Below are 12,728 nucleotides of genomic sequence, written 5' to 3' on the forward strand. Positions count from 1 at the left end.
AGACCCGGCTGCTGTTGGAGTTTGCCCAGCGCCAGGGCCCCATGTTTTTCCTGCGGGCGGATCCCTCCGACGGGGGCATCCCCTACGCCTTCTACACCCGGGGTCTCCGCGAGTCCCTAGGGCAATTCCCGGCTTTGGAGCTTCCTCTTTGGGCAAGGAGGGAAGTTTCCCGGCTCCTGCCTGAGCTTGGGGAAGGATCCCTGGCCCCTGCTTCGGGCCTCGAGGGCAAGGTGCGCTTGCTGGAAGCCATCACCGAGGTGATCCGGGCCTTGGGGCGACAGGGGGTGAGGAGCGTGGTGGCCGATGATCTGCACTTCGTCCGCGACGCGGCCAGCCTCGAGGCGGCCACCTATGCCATGGCCCGGCTTCTGCCGGAGGGGATGTTGCGCCCGTTGGTGGCCTTCCGCCCGGAGGAGCTGGATCCTGCCTTCCTGAGGGCCATCCGAGAGCAGGTTGAAGGAGGGAAGGCCATTCTGCTTGAGCTGAAGCCGCTTTCCGAGACCGACCTCTTGCGGCTGGTGCGGGCGCTTTCGGGCTCCTCTGGGGCCACCCGTTTTACCCAACGGCTTTACCAAGCCACTGGGGGCAATCCCTTGTTTGTGCTGGAAACCCTCAAGGCGCTCTTCGAGTCGGGGGCCTTGCAGGTGGGCCCCGAGGGCTGGCACACCCCCTACGACCAGGAAACCACCGACTACCGCGAGCTGCCCCTGCCCGCCTCGGTGCGGGAGGCCGTGTGGCGGCGCATCGAGGGGCTGGGAGCTGCGCCCCGGCGGCTCCTGGAGGCGGCCAGCCTGGCGGGGGATGGCTTCAGCCTGGAGGTGCTGAGGGGGGCCACCGCCCTTTCGGAGTGGGAAAGCCTGGAGGCCCTCGAGCAGGCCCTGGCCGCCGACCTGTTGCGCCGCCAGGACGCCGGCTATGCCTTCAGCCACGAGCTGGTGCGGCGCTCGGTGCGCGAAGGGCTGGGCCCGGAGCGACGCCGGCTCCTGCACCGCAAAATGGCCCAGAGCCTGGCCCGCCAGGGCGGTAGCCCGGCCCGCGTGGCCGAACACTGGGAAGAGGGCGGTAGGCCCCAGGAGGCCATCCCCTGGCGCCTCCGGGCTGCCCTAGCCGCGGTCCGGGTCTATGCCCACCGGGAGGCCTTGGAGCAGTACCAGCTGGCCCTGTCGGACGGCGCCGAAGGCAAAGTGGCCTACGAGATAGAGCGCGAGCGGGCCCGGCTCTGGCAGACCCTGGACGAACGCACCCCCTGGGCCGAGGCCCTGGGGGCGATGGAGCGGCTGGCCCAGGAACTGGGAGAGGCCGCCTTGCAGGCCGAAACCCGGCTGGGCTGGGCCGAGCACCACCTGCTCTGTGGGCGCTATAAGGAGGCGCTGGCGGAGGCCGAAGGGGTGGGGCAGTCCGGGCCTCTGGCCGCTCCCTTACAGGCCAAGGCGCTCTACCTGGGGGGCCGGGCCCTGGGGGCGATGGGGGAGCTTGGGGCCGCCGAAGCCCGTTTGCTGCAAGCCCAGGTCCTACTGCCGGCCGAGCCCCTGACCCTGGAGGTCTACGACTGGCTCAGCATCTTTGCCTACCGGCAGGGCAAGCTGGAGGCCGCCCTGGGCTACACCGAGGCCGAGCGGGCCCTGGCGCAAAAGCTGGGCAACCGCACCGGTCAGAACAACGCCCTGCAAAACGCCGCCACCTTCACCGCCGCCCAGGGCCGCTACCAGGAGGCCGTGCAGCTGGCCGAACGGGCCATCGCCGAGGCCAGGGAGATGGGGGACATAACCCTGCTGCGCTACGCCCTTTTGAACCTGTTTGCCATCCACTACCAGCGCAGCAACTTCGAAGCTGCCCTGGGCCCCCTCGAGGAGGGCCTGCAAATGGCCCGTGAGCCGCAAAACCCCGAGATGGAGGCCAAGTTTCTGAACAACCTGAGCTTGGTGCACTGGTACCGGGGGGCCCTGGGGGAGGCCTACCGGGCGGTGTCCCGGGCGCTGGAACTGAGCCAGAGAAGCGGCCACCGGGCCGATGCCCTCTTTTACCAGGTGGTGCTGGCCGACGACCTGCACTGGCTGGGCCAGCCCGCCGAAGCCCGGCGGTTGCTGGAGGCGGCGGTTCGGTCCATACAGGAACTGGGCTTGTGGGGCCGCCTGCCCTGGGCCGAGACCCACCTGGCCCGCTGCGAGGTCTCGCTGGGGCAGCCCGAGCAAGCCCTAAAGCGGCTGGGGCGCCTGCGCCAGGAACCCCACCTGGCCGACTCCCTGAACCCCCCGCGCGTGGCCTGGGTGGAGGGGCTGGCCTGGCTGAGGCTGGATCAACCGGCCCGCGCCTTGCAGGCCGTGCAGGACACCCACTCCGACGACCCCACCACCACCTCGCAGCTCTGGAGCGTTCGGCTTTGGGCCCAGGCCCGGCTTGGGCAGGTTTCCCAGGATGACCTCCAAGCAGGGCTAAAGTTTTTGCAGGCCCCGGAAATACCCCCCTTAGAAAAGCTCGCGCTGCGCCAGGCGGTGACGGCGGCCTTGCGTGCCCGGGGCAATTTGCGCCAGGCCCAGGAGCAGCAACGCCTGTGCGAGCAGGCCTTGCGGGCCCTATGCGAGAGCCTCGAGGGGTACCCCCTCCTTAAGGAGGCCTGTAGGAAAGCGTACGGTCTTTATCCGGGTTCGCCTTCCTGATGCCTTCTTCCAAGAGAGGGGCAGCGCCCTCTGCTTTGCCCCCATGGAGGGCGCCCTTGCACCCCCTGCCACGCTTTTGCCACGCCTACCCGGCTAAGGTAAACCGCACAAGGAGGTGAGGCGTGGACGAGGAAGAAAGCCAACGCGAATACCGGCTCATCGTGCGGTTGCCGGACGAAACCCACCCCTGGCAGGCCCGCCTTGAGCGGGCAGGAGAGGTGCTTGAGTTCGCGAGCCCCCTGGAACTGGTGGCCTGGCTTGAGGCCGCCTTCCATCACGAGGGCTTGTCTTGACGGGAGTCACATGAAGCCCAAGCTGATGTTGGCGCTGTTTCTGGGTATCCTGGGGGCCTGCACCAGCCCCTCCCCGCAAGGGGGACCGGTCGGTCCGGATATCCAGGAGTTCTTGACGGTAGGAGGTTACCCAGCGGTGCGGCTGGGCAACGGAGAGGTCAAGCGCCTGGATAAACCCGAGGAAACCGCCTGGTACTTGGATCGCTTTCCCCCACCGGCCACCCCGGGGTTGGCCCAGGTGGGTCCGCAAAACCTGCCCCTCGCGGTGGACCTTACCCCTTACCAAACCCCGGTGAAGGACCAAGGAGGCCGGGGTACCTGCACGGCTTTTGCGGTGGTGGGGGCCCTCGAGGCGGCCTACAAGCGCGCTTATAACCTTACCCTGGACCTCTCGGAGGAGTTCCTAAACTGGCAGGACAAGGTCAACGTGCTGGATACCCAAAGCCCACCCGTGCCTCCCAGTCAGTCCGAGAATTTCCTGGCGGTTTGGGGTGGGGGTAGCGTAAACTATAAGCTGCAAAGCATCTTGAACGGGGAGCGGGGCATTCCCCTGGAAAACCAGGCTCCGTACAATGGACAGGAATCCTTTGGGGACTCAGGCCAGTGGCTCCCCCCCATCACCCGCAATAGCCCGCAGCGCTCCATGGGCGAGGCCAATCTCAGCCAGCGCAGCCAAACCTACCGCATCCCCTTCCCGCTGGACTGGCTGATGCTTCCCCAGCTGGCCCTGGAGGAAGGCCGCTACCGGGTCAACCAGGCGGTCTTCGCCGGTGGGAGTCAGCTCACCAACCCCGAATGGTTCAAGGCCCAGCTAGCCGCTGGGCGCGAGGTGGCCTTTGGGGTTCGCATACCCAATAATGGCAAAGGCGTCAAGGGCGGGATTTGGATGCCCGGGGATATGGACTGGGGCGACCACGCCATGCTGATGGTGGGCTACGACGACAGCAAGCAAGCTTTCCGTGTCAAAAACTCCTGGGGCACGAGCTGGAACGAGGGAGGATATGTCTGGATGAGCTACGAGTTTGTGCGGCGGGGCAAGGTTTACGAGGCTGCCAGCATCCTGAGCGTGATGCCGCCTAACTTTGCGGTCTATACGCCCCAGCTCTTCTTTGGCCGCTACCTGCTCAGCCACGACGGCTGGCGCGGGGTGCTGGACATCTACCATATCCCCAACCCCAGTCTGTTCCGGTTCCAGAACGATACCGACCGCCGCCTGGGTACCTACTACGGCGCGGACGGTATGGCCCGGCGGGTCAATGGGGTCATCCACGGGCGGCAGATCGACTTTTACCTCGACTGGGGCAACACCGTGGCCCGTAGCTATGGCGAGTTGAGCGGCATGCGTTTCACAGGCTTCCTGGCCGACGACAACCGCACCCTAGCCGGCACCCTGGACGACGGTAGCGGCACTACCCAGGGCTTTTATGCCGTCAAGTTGCGGGATTACCTGAGCGGCACCCCCGGCGGCAGCCTGGGCCTGAGCGCTTATCTGGGCAACTGGCAAATAGATGGGCTGGACGTGACGGCAGGCAGCTTTTCCATAACAGCGGTAAATCCCAGCACCGGGCAGGTTACCGGTACCGTCTTTGGTGGTGACCCCCTGGTTGGAACGGTTAGCCCCACCCAGCCCCGGCGCTTTACCTTTCAACTGGGCGGCCAGAGTTACGAGGGCTATATGTTGGCCCTCGACCCCGGGGTGATGGCCGGGAAGGTGGGCTCGAGCAAGGGCTTCATCGCTACCCGTCGCGACTTCAGCGCCCCTCAGGTGAGCATCCAGAGCCCCCAGTCGGGCGCAACCCTCTACCGCACCCAGACCTACACCCTGAGCGGGCAGGCCAGGGGCGACAATGGCAGCGGGTTTATCGTAGACCTGCCCTGCCGCTGGGCGAGCAGCGACGCGGGCGATACCCAGTTCCCCCTCCAGGGTAGCTGCAACCCTACCTTTACCCTTCGCCCCGGAAGCCCTGCCAGCGTTACCTTCACGCTATCAGCAACGGCCCAGGGCGGGGCCAGCGCCCAGACCAGTGTGACGGTTAACGTGCAGAACCCGCCTAACAGCGGCCCGCCCAGTGTGAGCATCATTGAACCCGCGAGCGGAAGCTCGGCCAGTGTGGGCAGCACGGTGACGCTTGGGGGCCGGGCAGTAGGTGGAACCCCACCGTATCGCAACTACCGCTGGAGCTGGCAAGCCAGCAAGCCCGGCTGTGCCGAGATCGACATCTCTGTCCGAGCGCTGCCCAACCAGCCCATTGGCGGGGGTCAGTACTGGGAGTGGAACACCGCTGGGGCGCAAAACATCCCAAACGGTTGTGGTTTCGATAATGCCGGCGGCACCCTCCGGCTCTATGTTACCGATGACCTCAACCTCACCGGCTCGGCCTCTATTGCCTTCCGGCTTTTCTATGTTCCGCCGCCCAACTGAGAAAGGAGCGAAGCACATGAAGCGGTTCCTCATTTTTGCGCTGGTACTGGGTTCCCTGGGCCTGGCCCAGAAAGACCCTCACCCCTGCTACCTGATGGGCATCTTTAACCCCAACAACACCCCCAACGCCCTGGGCTCGGTGGGCTTTGTGATGAGCAACGAAGGCCTCTTGCAGGATGGCAAGCCCCTGAGCAGCCCTGGCGGCCAGGCGGTGGCCCAGGCCATGGCGCAGTCCATCGGCTCGGTACAGCCCATGTACTACTGCATTCACAACCTGTCCGGTGGGGTCGTCCAACTGCAATACTTCCGCAGCAGCCCTGAAGGGGCCAAGGACTGGCTGGGCAAAATCCGCAAGGGGGCCCCCAGCTGGGTAGGCCTGCAAGTGGGCGACGAGGCCGGGTTGTTTCGCGGCGACCAGAGCCAGCCGGGTTTCAACCTGGCCTTCCGCTACCGCGAGTATGCCTTCTTGCTTACCAACAGCAGTGTGAACGACCCCGAGAGCTACCGCAAGTGGGCCCTGGCCGTCATTGAACGGGTACAGAAGTTCAAGTAGGGTGCAGGTCTCAGGTTGCAAGACGAGTCACAGAAAAAGGAGAAGACCATGAACAAGCTCTGGCAAACAATCCTGGTACTGGCGCTGGGCCTCTCGCTGCTGGCGCTGGCCCAAAGCGCCCAGCGGCTGATCCTGAACGGGCAGGTGGCCTCCACGCGGGTGATCGTGGTGCAGGGGGTGGCCTACGTGCCGCTGGCCGACGTGGCCAAGGCCCTGGGCCAGACGGTGGTCAAGGTGCAGGGCGGCTACGAGATTCGCGCCGCCGGGGGAGCCAACCAACTGATGGGACAGTTCCAGGGCAAGGTGGGGGATCAGATTCTGACCGGGCTCTTCCGGGTGCAGGTGCAGAAGGTGGAGCGGATGGAGAGCTACACTACCCGCTTCGACGGGGGTAACCGGGCGATCCAGCCCAACAATGCCCAGGAAGAGCTGGTGGTGGTGACCGGGGTGCTCAAAAACGCCAAACAGTCGGGCACGGTGGCTCCCTCGCTGGGTACCAACAACCCCGGCAATACCGCCCTGGCCGGGGCCGATGGACGCTCGTTCCCACCCATCGCCTACGACAGCCCGGCAGGGGTCAATGTGGGCGGGGGGTTTACCCTGTTGCCGGGAGCGGCCTTGAACTTCGCAGTGATCTTCTCCGTGCCCCGCGGGACCGAGGCCAAAGCATTGGTGCTGAGGGTTGGGGAGTATGGCGAGGTTGGCAGCAAGGACGTGCGCGTGGCCTTTTAAAGGCTGGGACATGGGCTTGGGTTGCTGGTGTGGGCCAGGCAGGGAACAATAGGGCCATGCGGGCCATGGTGTTGCGGAGGGTAGGGGAGCCCCTGGCCCTGGAGGATCTCTCCCTCCCCCGCCCGGGTCCGGGGGAGGTTCTCCTGAAGGTGGAGGCCTGCGGGGTCTGCCGCACGGACCAGCACATCGCCGATGGGGAGCTTCCCCCGCCCAGGTTGCCCTTGGTCCTGGGGCACCAGGTGGTGGGGCGGGTGGCTGCCCTGGGGGAGGGGGTGGAGGGCATCCCCTTGGGGGCCCGGCGGGGGGTGGGGTGGCTGGGGGGAACCTGTGGGGCCTGCAAGTTCTGCCGCCGAGGCCAGGAGAACCTCTGTCCGCAGGCGGAGTTCACCGGCTACGGGCGGGACGGGGGGTATGCGGAGTACACCCTGGCCCGGGCGGCCTTCACCTACCCCTTGCCCGAAGGGCTTCCCGCGGAGGGCCTGGCCCCTTGGCTTTGTGCCGGGCTCATCGGCTACCGGGCCTACCGGATGGTGCGGGACCGGGAGGTCCTTGGCCTTTACGGCTTCGGGGCCGCGGCCCACCTCCTTCTCCAGGTGGCGCGCCATGAGGGGAAGCGGGTCTACGCCTTTGTCCGCCCAGGGGACGAGGCGGCCAAGGCCTTTGCCCGAGAGCTAGGGGCGGTCTGGGCGGGGGACTCCACGGAAGACCCCCCGGAGCCCCTGGAAGGGGCCCTCATCTTTGCCCCCGTGGGGGAGCTGGTGCCCAAGGCCTTGGCGGACACGGAGCCAGGAGGGGTGGTGGTCCTGGGGGGGATCCACATGAGCCCCATCCCCTCCATGCCCTACCGCCTCCTCTGGGGGGAGCGGACCCTCCGTTCCGTGGCCAACCTCACCCGGGAGGATGCCCGGGCCTTCCTGGAGGTAGCCCCGAAGGTTCCGGTGCGGGCGGAGGTGGAGGTCTTCCCCCTGGAGGAGGCCAACCGGGCCCTCGAGGCCCTCCGGGGAGGCGGGCTTAGAGGGGCAGCGGTGCTGGTGCCTTAGCGGTGGGTTTGCGGGCGCACCTTGTACGCACCACCTACCTTACCTGGGCTGAAGGGAAAGGGGAAGGCCTCGAGGGCACCCCTACCGCTTGCGGTAAGCGTAGAGGACCAGGGCCACCCCACCCGCGAAAAACAGGATGCCTGGCCAGATTCCCCTCCAGATCCCCTGCCATCCCCCTTCCTTCTGGAGCTCGTACAACCATACCCCAAAAAGGGCCCCGAGGAGGGCCAACCAGAACTCGCGGTAGCTAGACCGGGGTTTGGAAGCCATTAATGCTAGAATGGCACTTCCCTGTCAGCCCTGGGTCAAGGAGGGTCCGGGGCGTTTCGCCGGGGGGGCCTCAGGGGCAGACGGGCTCGGGCGAGGGCCGGTGGAGGAGGAAGCCTTGGGCCAGGTCGCACCCCAGGTGGCGGGCCAAGGCCACCTCCTCCTCCCTCTCCACCCCCTCCAGGACCACCCCCAGCCCCAGGCCGTGGGCCATCTCCACCAGGTGGGCCAGGATGGGGCCCATACCACCTTTCCCTAGACCATGAGCTCAAAGGCTCCCTGGGTTTCCGCGGGGTAATATTGCGAGCGGACGGGGGTAGACCCCCTTTCACGAGGCCATGCGTTCCGTAGCCCTGTTTCTTCACCTGATGCGCGCCGAAACCCTCCCTGAGCTTCACGCCTGGGCGGCCCAAGGAGCCATGCACCTGGCCCAAGCCGAGGGGGCCTACCTTCTCCGGGCGGAGATGGGGCGTTTCCGGGTGGTGGGGGCCGCCGGGGTGGGGCGGGTAGCCCGGGGCCTGCGTCTGCCCCTGGAGTGGGAGCCTTACCGCGGCCCCACCCCTCCTCCCGGCCCCTTGGGCTTTTCCCCTGACGGCAAGGCCCGGTGGGGGTACCTGGCGCACCGGGGGCACCTGGTTCTGGCCCTCGAAGGAACCCCATCCCTTTCCGAGGACCAGGAGGAGCTACTTCAGATGCTCCTGGAGGCCGTGGCCCTGCGGGAGGGCCGCATGGTGGGGCTCAGCACCTTGGAGGGCCTTCTCTCCCTGTCCCGTCGCCTGCGGGAGGGGGCCTCCCTAGAGGCCGAGGTGCGGGGGGTCCTGGAGGAGCTGCTGCGCTACCTGGGTTTGGATGCGGGCTTTTTGTTCGGTTTGGCCGAGGGGGTGTTGGTCCCTTGGGTGGCGGCAGGGGAGTTTCCCAAGGGCTACCCGGAACTCTACCGCCGTTTTCCGGTGGTCCTGGGTGAAGGGGCGACCCGGGCCCTAGAGGGAGGGAAGGCTTTTGCCCTGATCCCCGACTACCAGGAGTACCCCCATGCCCTTCCCCCCATGAAGCAGGCAGGCCTGCGTACCGTGCTCCTGATCCGCCTGGAGCGGGGGGATAGCCCCTATGGGGTTTTGGTCCTGGCCAGTTTTCGCCGCCCCCGGGATGTGCCTCCCGAGGCCCAGACCTTTCTCCTGGTGGCCCGGGGCGAGCTGGAAGCCCACTTGGAAAGGCGCTTGCAAGTGGAGGGCACCCTGGAGGCCATCGCCGCCATCCTGGAACGGCTGGATTACGAAACGGAGGGGCACATGCGCCGGGTTTCGGAGCTGGCGGTTCTTCTGGGGGAGCGGGCGGGGGTGAAGGACCTGGAGGGCCTGCGCATGGGGGCGTACCTGCACGATCTGGGCAAGCTCTTCATTCCCCGGGAGATCCTGGAGAAGGACGCCCCCCTTGTCACGCAGGAGTGGCGGGTGGTCAAGACCCACCCCGAGGCCGGTCACGAGGTGCTTTCCCGGATCCCCTTCCTGCCCCAGACGGCCTTGGAGGTGGTCCTCCACCATCACGAGCACTGGGACGGCACGGGGTACCCCTTGGGGCTAAAAGGGGAGGCCATTCCCCTGGCCGCCCGGGTGTTCGCGGTGGTGGACGTGTGGGATGCCCTTAGGTCGGCGCGGCCCTACAAGCCTGCCTACCCTGAGGAGGAGGCCATGGCCGAGCTCCTTGCCATGGCGGGGCGGAAACTGGATCCTCGGTTGGTGGAGCTCTTTTTGCTCCTGGTGCGGGAGAAGGTCCTAACAGGAAAGGAGAAGCGGAGATGAAAGGCGAAACCCTGGAGATCTTTTTGGATACCCCCGAACTGCCGGAGGCGCAGCGGGAAGCCTTGGCCCGGGAACTCCAGGCGGCGGTGGAGCGCCACCTGCCCGGTCGGCCGGTCCGCCTTTTGTCGGGGGTAGACGGGCAGGGGCGAAGGTGGTTGCGCCTGGTCATTGAGATGGAACCGGGCCGTTCCCTCGAGGCTCCTAAGGAAGTCCGGGGCTAACCACCTCCCAAGAACCCGGTGTAGGCTTTCCCTGAGGCGACGGAGGGCAGGTGAAACGCCTAGGGTTATGGCTTTTCCTTGCGGCCCTGCCCGGCCTGTTGGGTGGGTGCCGCGAGGGAGGGCCCTCCTTTCCCCCGCCTTATGCCGCCCGGCCCGATGGGGTGTACAAGGGAGGGGCCCTGTTGCCCCTCTACGGCCTCAACTGGTTCGGGCTGGAGACCTGCGACCGGGCCCCCCACGGCCTCTGGGCCGGGCGGAGCGTGGGGGAGTTCCTGGCCCAGGTGCGGGGGCTTGGGTTCAACGCCCTCCGCCTCCCCGTGTCCCCCGAGGTCCTGCGGGACCAAGGGCAGGTGGCCCCCTGGGCCCGCACGGGGGATCCCGGCTACCCCCAAAGCCCCCTGGCGGGCCTGCGCTACGTGCTGGAGAGGGCCCAGGGGCTTGGCTTCCACGTTCTTCTGGACCTCCACACCTTCCGCTGCGACCTCATCGGCGGCAGCCTTCCCGGCAGGCCCTTTGACCCGGCCCGGGGCTACACCAGGGGGGACTGGCACGCGGACCTCAGGCGGCTGGCCCGGCTTTCCCTGGAGTTTCCCAACGTTTTTGCCATAGACCTCTTCAACGAGCCCCACGGCCTTACCTGGTCGGAGTGGAAGGCCCTGGTCCAGGAGGCGGCCCAGGAGGTCCTCAAGGTGAACCCGCGGATCCTGGTGGCCGTGGAGGGGGTGGGGAACCTTTCGGACCACGGGGGCTACCCGGCCTTCTGGGGGGGCAACCTCAAGGAGGCCACGGACGACCTGGGCCTGGGGGACCGCCTGCTCTACTTGCCCCACGTGTACGGGCCCTCGGTGCACGCCATGCCCTATTTCAGCCACCCCGGCTTTCCCGAGAACCTCCCCCCCATCTGGGACCTCCACTTCGGGCACCTTTCGGGGCGGGGCCTCCCCTGGGGGGTAGGGGAGTTTGGGGGCAGGTACACGGGCCAGGACCAGGTGTGGCAGGACCGCTTTGCCCTGTACCTGCGGCAGAAGGGGGTCAAGGTCTGGTTTTACTGGGCCCTGAACCCCAACTCGGGGGATACGGGGGGGATTCTCCAGGATGACTGGCGAACCCCCGTGGCGGGCAAGGTGAACCTCCTCAAGGGGCTCATGGGGGCTCCATCGGGCCAGGCCTTTGACTTCCTGCCCGAGGGGGGCGAGGTGCCCGGGCCGGAGCGGGGCTTTTCCGTGGACTCCCACTACCCGAACACCCCCCTTTTGGACGCCCCGGGCCTGGTGGCCCAATGGCGGGCCCAAGGGTTTGAGGTGCGCCTCATCCGCCGGGTGTACTACCTGCACGCCTTCGCCGGCCAGGACACCCTTCCCCAGGCTTTTCTCCACACCCTGGCCCAGGACCTGGCCTCGGCGGAGGCGGCGGGGGTGAAGCTGATCCTGCGCTTCGCCTACCGGCCCGATGAGAACCGCGCCGGAGGACCCACCTACTGCGACCCACCCACGGCCAGGATCCTGGGCCACATCGCCCAGCTGGGGCCGGTTCTCAGGTCCCGCATTGGGGTCATCGCCTACCTGGAGGCGGGCTTCATCGGCCCCTGGGGGGAGTGGCACTCGGCAAGCCCCGAGGCGGCCCTCATGGACCCCCTTCCTGGCTACCAGGAGGGTGCGCAACCCCCTTGCGGCCGGCAGAACTACGACCGCAAACTCCCCAACGCCGCCACCCTGGAGATCGTCCAGGCCCTTCTCGGGGAGGTTCCCGGGCGGAAGGTGGCCCTGCGCTACCCCATGGCCAAGGCCAAGCTGGTGGAGCTGGCGCAAGGGGGTGTGGCGGGCACCTACCCAAGCCCCTCCTCCTTCACCCCCCTTACGCCCCAGGAGGCCCACGGGAACACCCTCAAGGCCCGCCTGGGGGCCCACAACGACTGCTTCCTGGCCTCAGCGGACGATTACGGCACCTACTACTACACCCCAGGTCCCCAACAGGAGCGGGAAAAGGAGTACTGGAGCCAGGACAACCGCTTCACGGTGATGGGAGGGGAGACCTGCACCCCTGCTCCCCACGTCCCTTCCGGGGAGGACCCTGCTCGGTACGTGTACGAGCAGTTCCGTCGCTACCGCTACAACAACCTCAACCTCCTCTACCACCCCGACATGATGGCTTGGTTCCGGAGCCAGCCTTTCGGGACAGGTACCCTGCTGGAGGCCCTGAAGCGGGACCTGGGGTACCGGCTTTACCTGAGGCGGGTGGAGGTGAGCGGCGTGCACCTTTCCCCCAACCAGGCCTTTACCGTGAGGCTTTACCTGGAGAACCAGGGCTTTGGGGGGCTCTACAACCCCAAGGGGCTGGAACTGGTCTTCATCCGGGAGGGGGACGGGCTGAGGGTGGCCCGCACCCTGCAGGCCACGGGCTTTTACGGCCCGCCCCCGGGGGAGGAGGGGATGTACGCCTACACCGTTCCTGCCCCGGGCCAGCCTGGGACCTATGCCCTGTGGCTGCGGATTTATGACCCGGACCTCCCCAATAACCCTGCCTACAGCGTTCCCTTGGCGAGCCGGCTGGAGCGCCGGGAGGGGCGGAACGCTTTGGGGTTTGTCGTGGAGGTTAGGTAGAAGGGTCTCCGCCCCTCTCCCGGCCCCTGCCCGGGGAGGTTGGCCTGAGGGTTCCCTGTTTTCAGCTTCTGCGGCCTGGCCCCCACCTCTCCCGTGCCTGGGCCGGAGATCGGGATCCGCACCCGGGGTTTTGGGTCCCGAAGG

11 protein-coding genes are annotated in these 12,728 nt (G+C 67.1%); 9 read left to right on the forward strand and 2 right to left on the reverse strand.

The window, feature by feature from the left end:
• Window positions 1-41 precede the first annotated feature (41 nt).
• From TCCBUS3UF1_RS12300 to TCCBUS3UF1_RS00800, 6 genes are all read left to right on the forward strand, one after another.
• Complete coding sequence (locus TCCBUS3UF1_RS12300) at window positions 42-2,657, forward strand: hypothetical protein (RefSeq protein ID WP_304412073.1); 2,616 nt, start codon at window positions 42-44, stop codon at window positions 2,655-2,657.
• 122 nt (window positions 2,658-2,779) lie between these two features.
• On the forward strand, window positions 2,780-2,950 hold the full coding sequence (locus TCCBUS3UF1_RS11870) for a hypothetical protein (RefSeq protein ID WP_014514578.1): 171 nt from the start codon (window positions 2,780-2,782) through the stop codon (window positions 2,948-2,950).
• A 10-nt stretch (window positions 2,951-2,960) separates the two neighbouring features.
• Window positions 2,961-5,372 (forward strand): C1 family peptidase, encoded by a 2,412-nt coding sequence (locus TCCBUS3UF1_RS00785; RefSeq protein ID WP_014514579.1) that lies wholly within the window; start codon window positions 2,961-2,963, stop codon window positions 5,370-5,372.
• 16 nt (window positions 5,373-5,388) lie between these two features.
• Window positions 5,389-5,925 carry a hypothetical protein gene (locus tag TCCBUS3UF1_RS11875; protein ID WP_014514580.1) on the forward strand — a complete coding sequence of 179 codons (537 nt, stop codon included), beginning with the start codon at window positions 5,389-5,391 and terminating at the stop codon, window positions 5,923-5,925.
• 48 nt (window positions 5,926-5,973) lie between these two features.
• Window positions 5,974-6,657: a hypothetical protein gene (locus TCCBUS3UF1_RS00795; protein WP_014514581.1), complete on the forward strand. Its 684-nt coding sequence runs from the start codon at window positions 5,974-5,976 to the stop codon at window positions 6,655-6,657.
• Between the two features lie 56 nt (window positions 6,658-6,713).
• Window positions 6,714-7,697 (forward strand): zinc-dependent alcohol dehydrogenase family protein, encoded by a 984-nt coding sequence (locus tag TCCBUS3UF1_RS00800; protein WP_041433627.1) that lies wholly within the window; start codon window positions 6,714-6,716, stop codon window positions 7,695-7,697.
• 81 nt (window positions 7,698-7,778) lie between these two features.
• On the opposite strand, the gene TCCBUS3UF1_RS00805 is transcribed toward TCCBUS3UF1_RS00800, so the two are convergent.
• Both TCCBUS3UF1_RS00805 and TCCBUS3UF1_RS11545 read right to left on the reverse strand, forming a co-directional pair.
• Complete coding sequence (locus tag TCCBUS3UF1_RS00805) at window positions 7,779-7,967, reverse strand: hypothetical protein (RefSeq protein ID WP_014514583.1); 189 nt, start codon at window positions 7,965-7,967, stop codon at window positions 7,779-7,781.
• Between the two features lie 70 nt (window positions 7,968-8,037).
• On the reverse strand, window positions 8,038-8,208 hold the full coding sequence (locus tag TCCBUS3UF1_RS11545) for an EAL domain-containing protein (RefSeq protein WP_014514584.1): 171 nt from the start codon (window positions 8,206-8,208) through the stop codon (window positions 8,038-8,040).
• 124 nt (window positions 8,209-8,332) lie between these two features.
• Here TCCBUS3UF1_RS11545 and TCCBUS3UF1_RS12305 point away from each other — a divergent pair, with 124 nt between their 5' ends.
• The 3 genes from TCCBUS3UF1_RS12305 to TCCBUS3UF1_RS11460 are packed head-to-tail and all read left to right on the forward strand — an operon-like array spanning window position 8,333 to window position 12,584.
• Window positions 8,333-9,763 (forward strand): HD-GYP domain-containing protein, encoded by a 1,431-nt coding sequence (locus TCCBUS3UF1_RS12305; protein ID WP_155983234.1) that lies wholly within the window; start codon window positions 8,333-8,335, stop codon window positions 9,761-9,763.
• A complete protein-coding gene (locus TCCBUS3UF1_RS00815; protein WP_014514586.1) occupies window positions 9,760-9,984 on the forward strand; it encodes a hypothetical protein in 225 nt (74 codons plus the stop codon). The genes TCCBUS3UF1_RS12305 and TCCBUS3UF1_RS00815 overlap by 4 nt, the downstream gene beginning before the upstream one ends.
• A 50-nt stretch (window positions 9,985-10,034) precedes the next feature.
• Window positions 10,035-12,584, forward strand: a complete 2,550-nt coding sequence (locus tag TCCBUS3UF1_RS11460; RefSeq protein ID WP_014514587.1) for a DUF4832 domain-containing protein — start codon at window positions 10,035-10,037, stop codon at window positions 12,582-12,584.
• Window positions 12,585-12,728 lie beyond the last annotated feature (144 nt).

It is taken from the genome of Thermus sp. CCB_US3_UF1, assembly GCF_000236585.1.
Lineage (GTDB): Bacteria > Deinococcota > Deinococci > Deinococcales > Thermaceae > Thermus.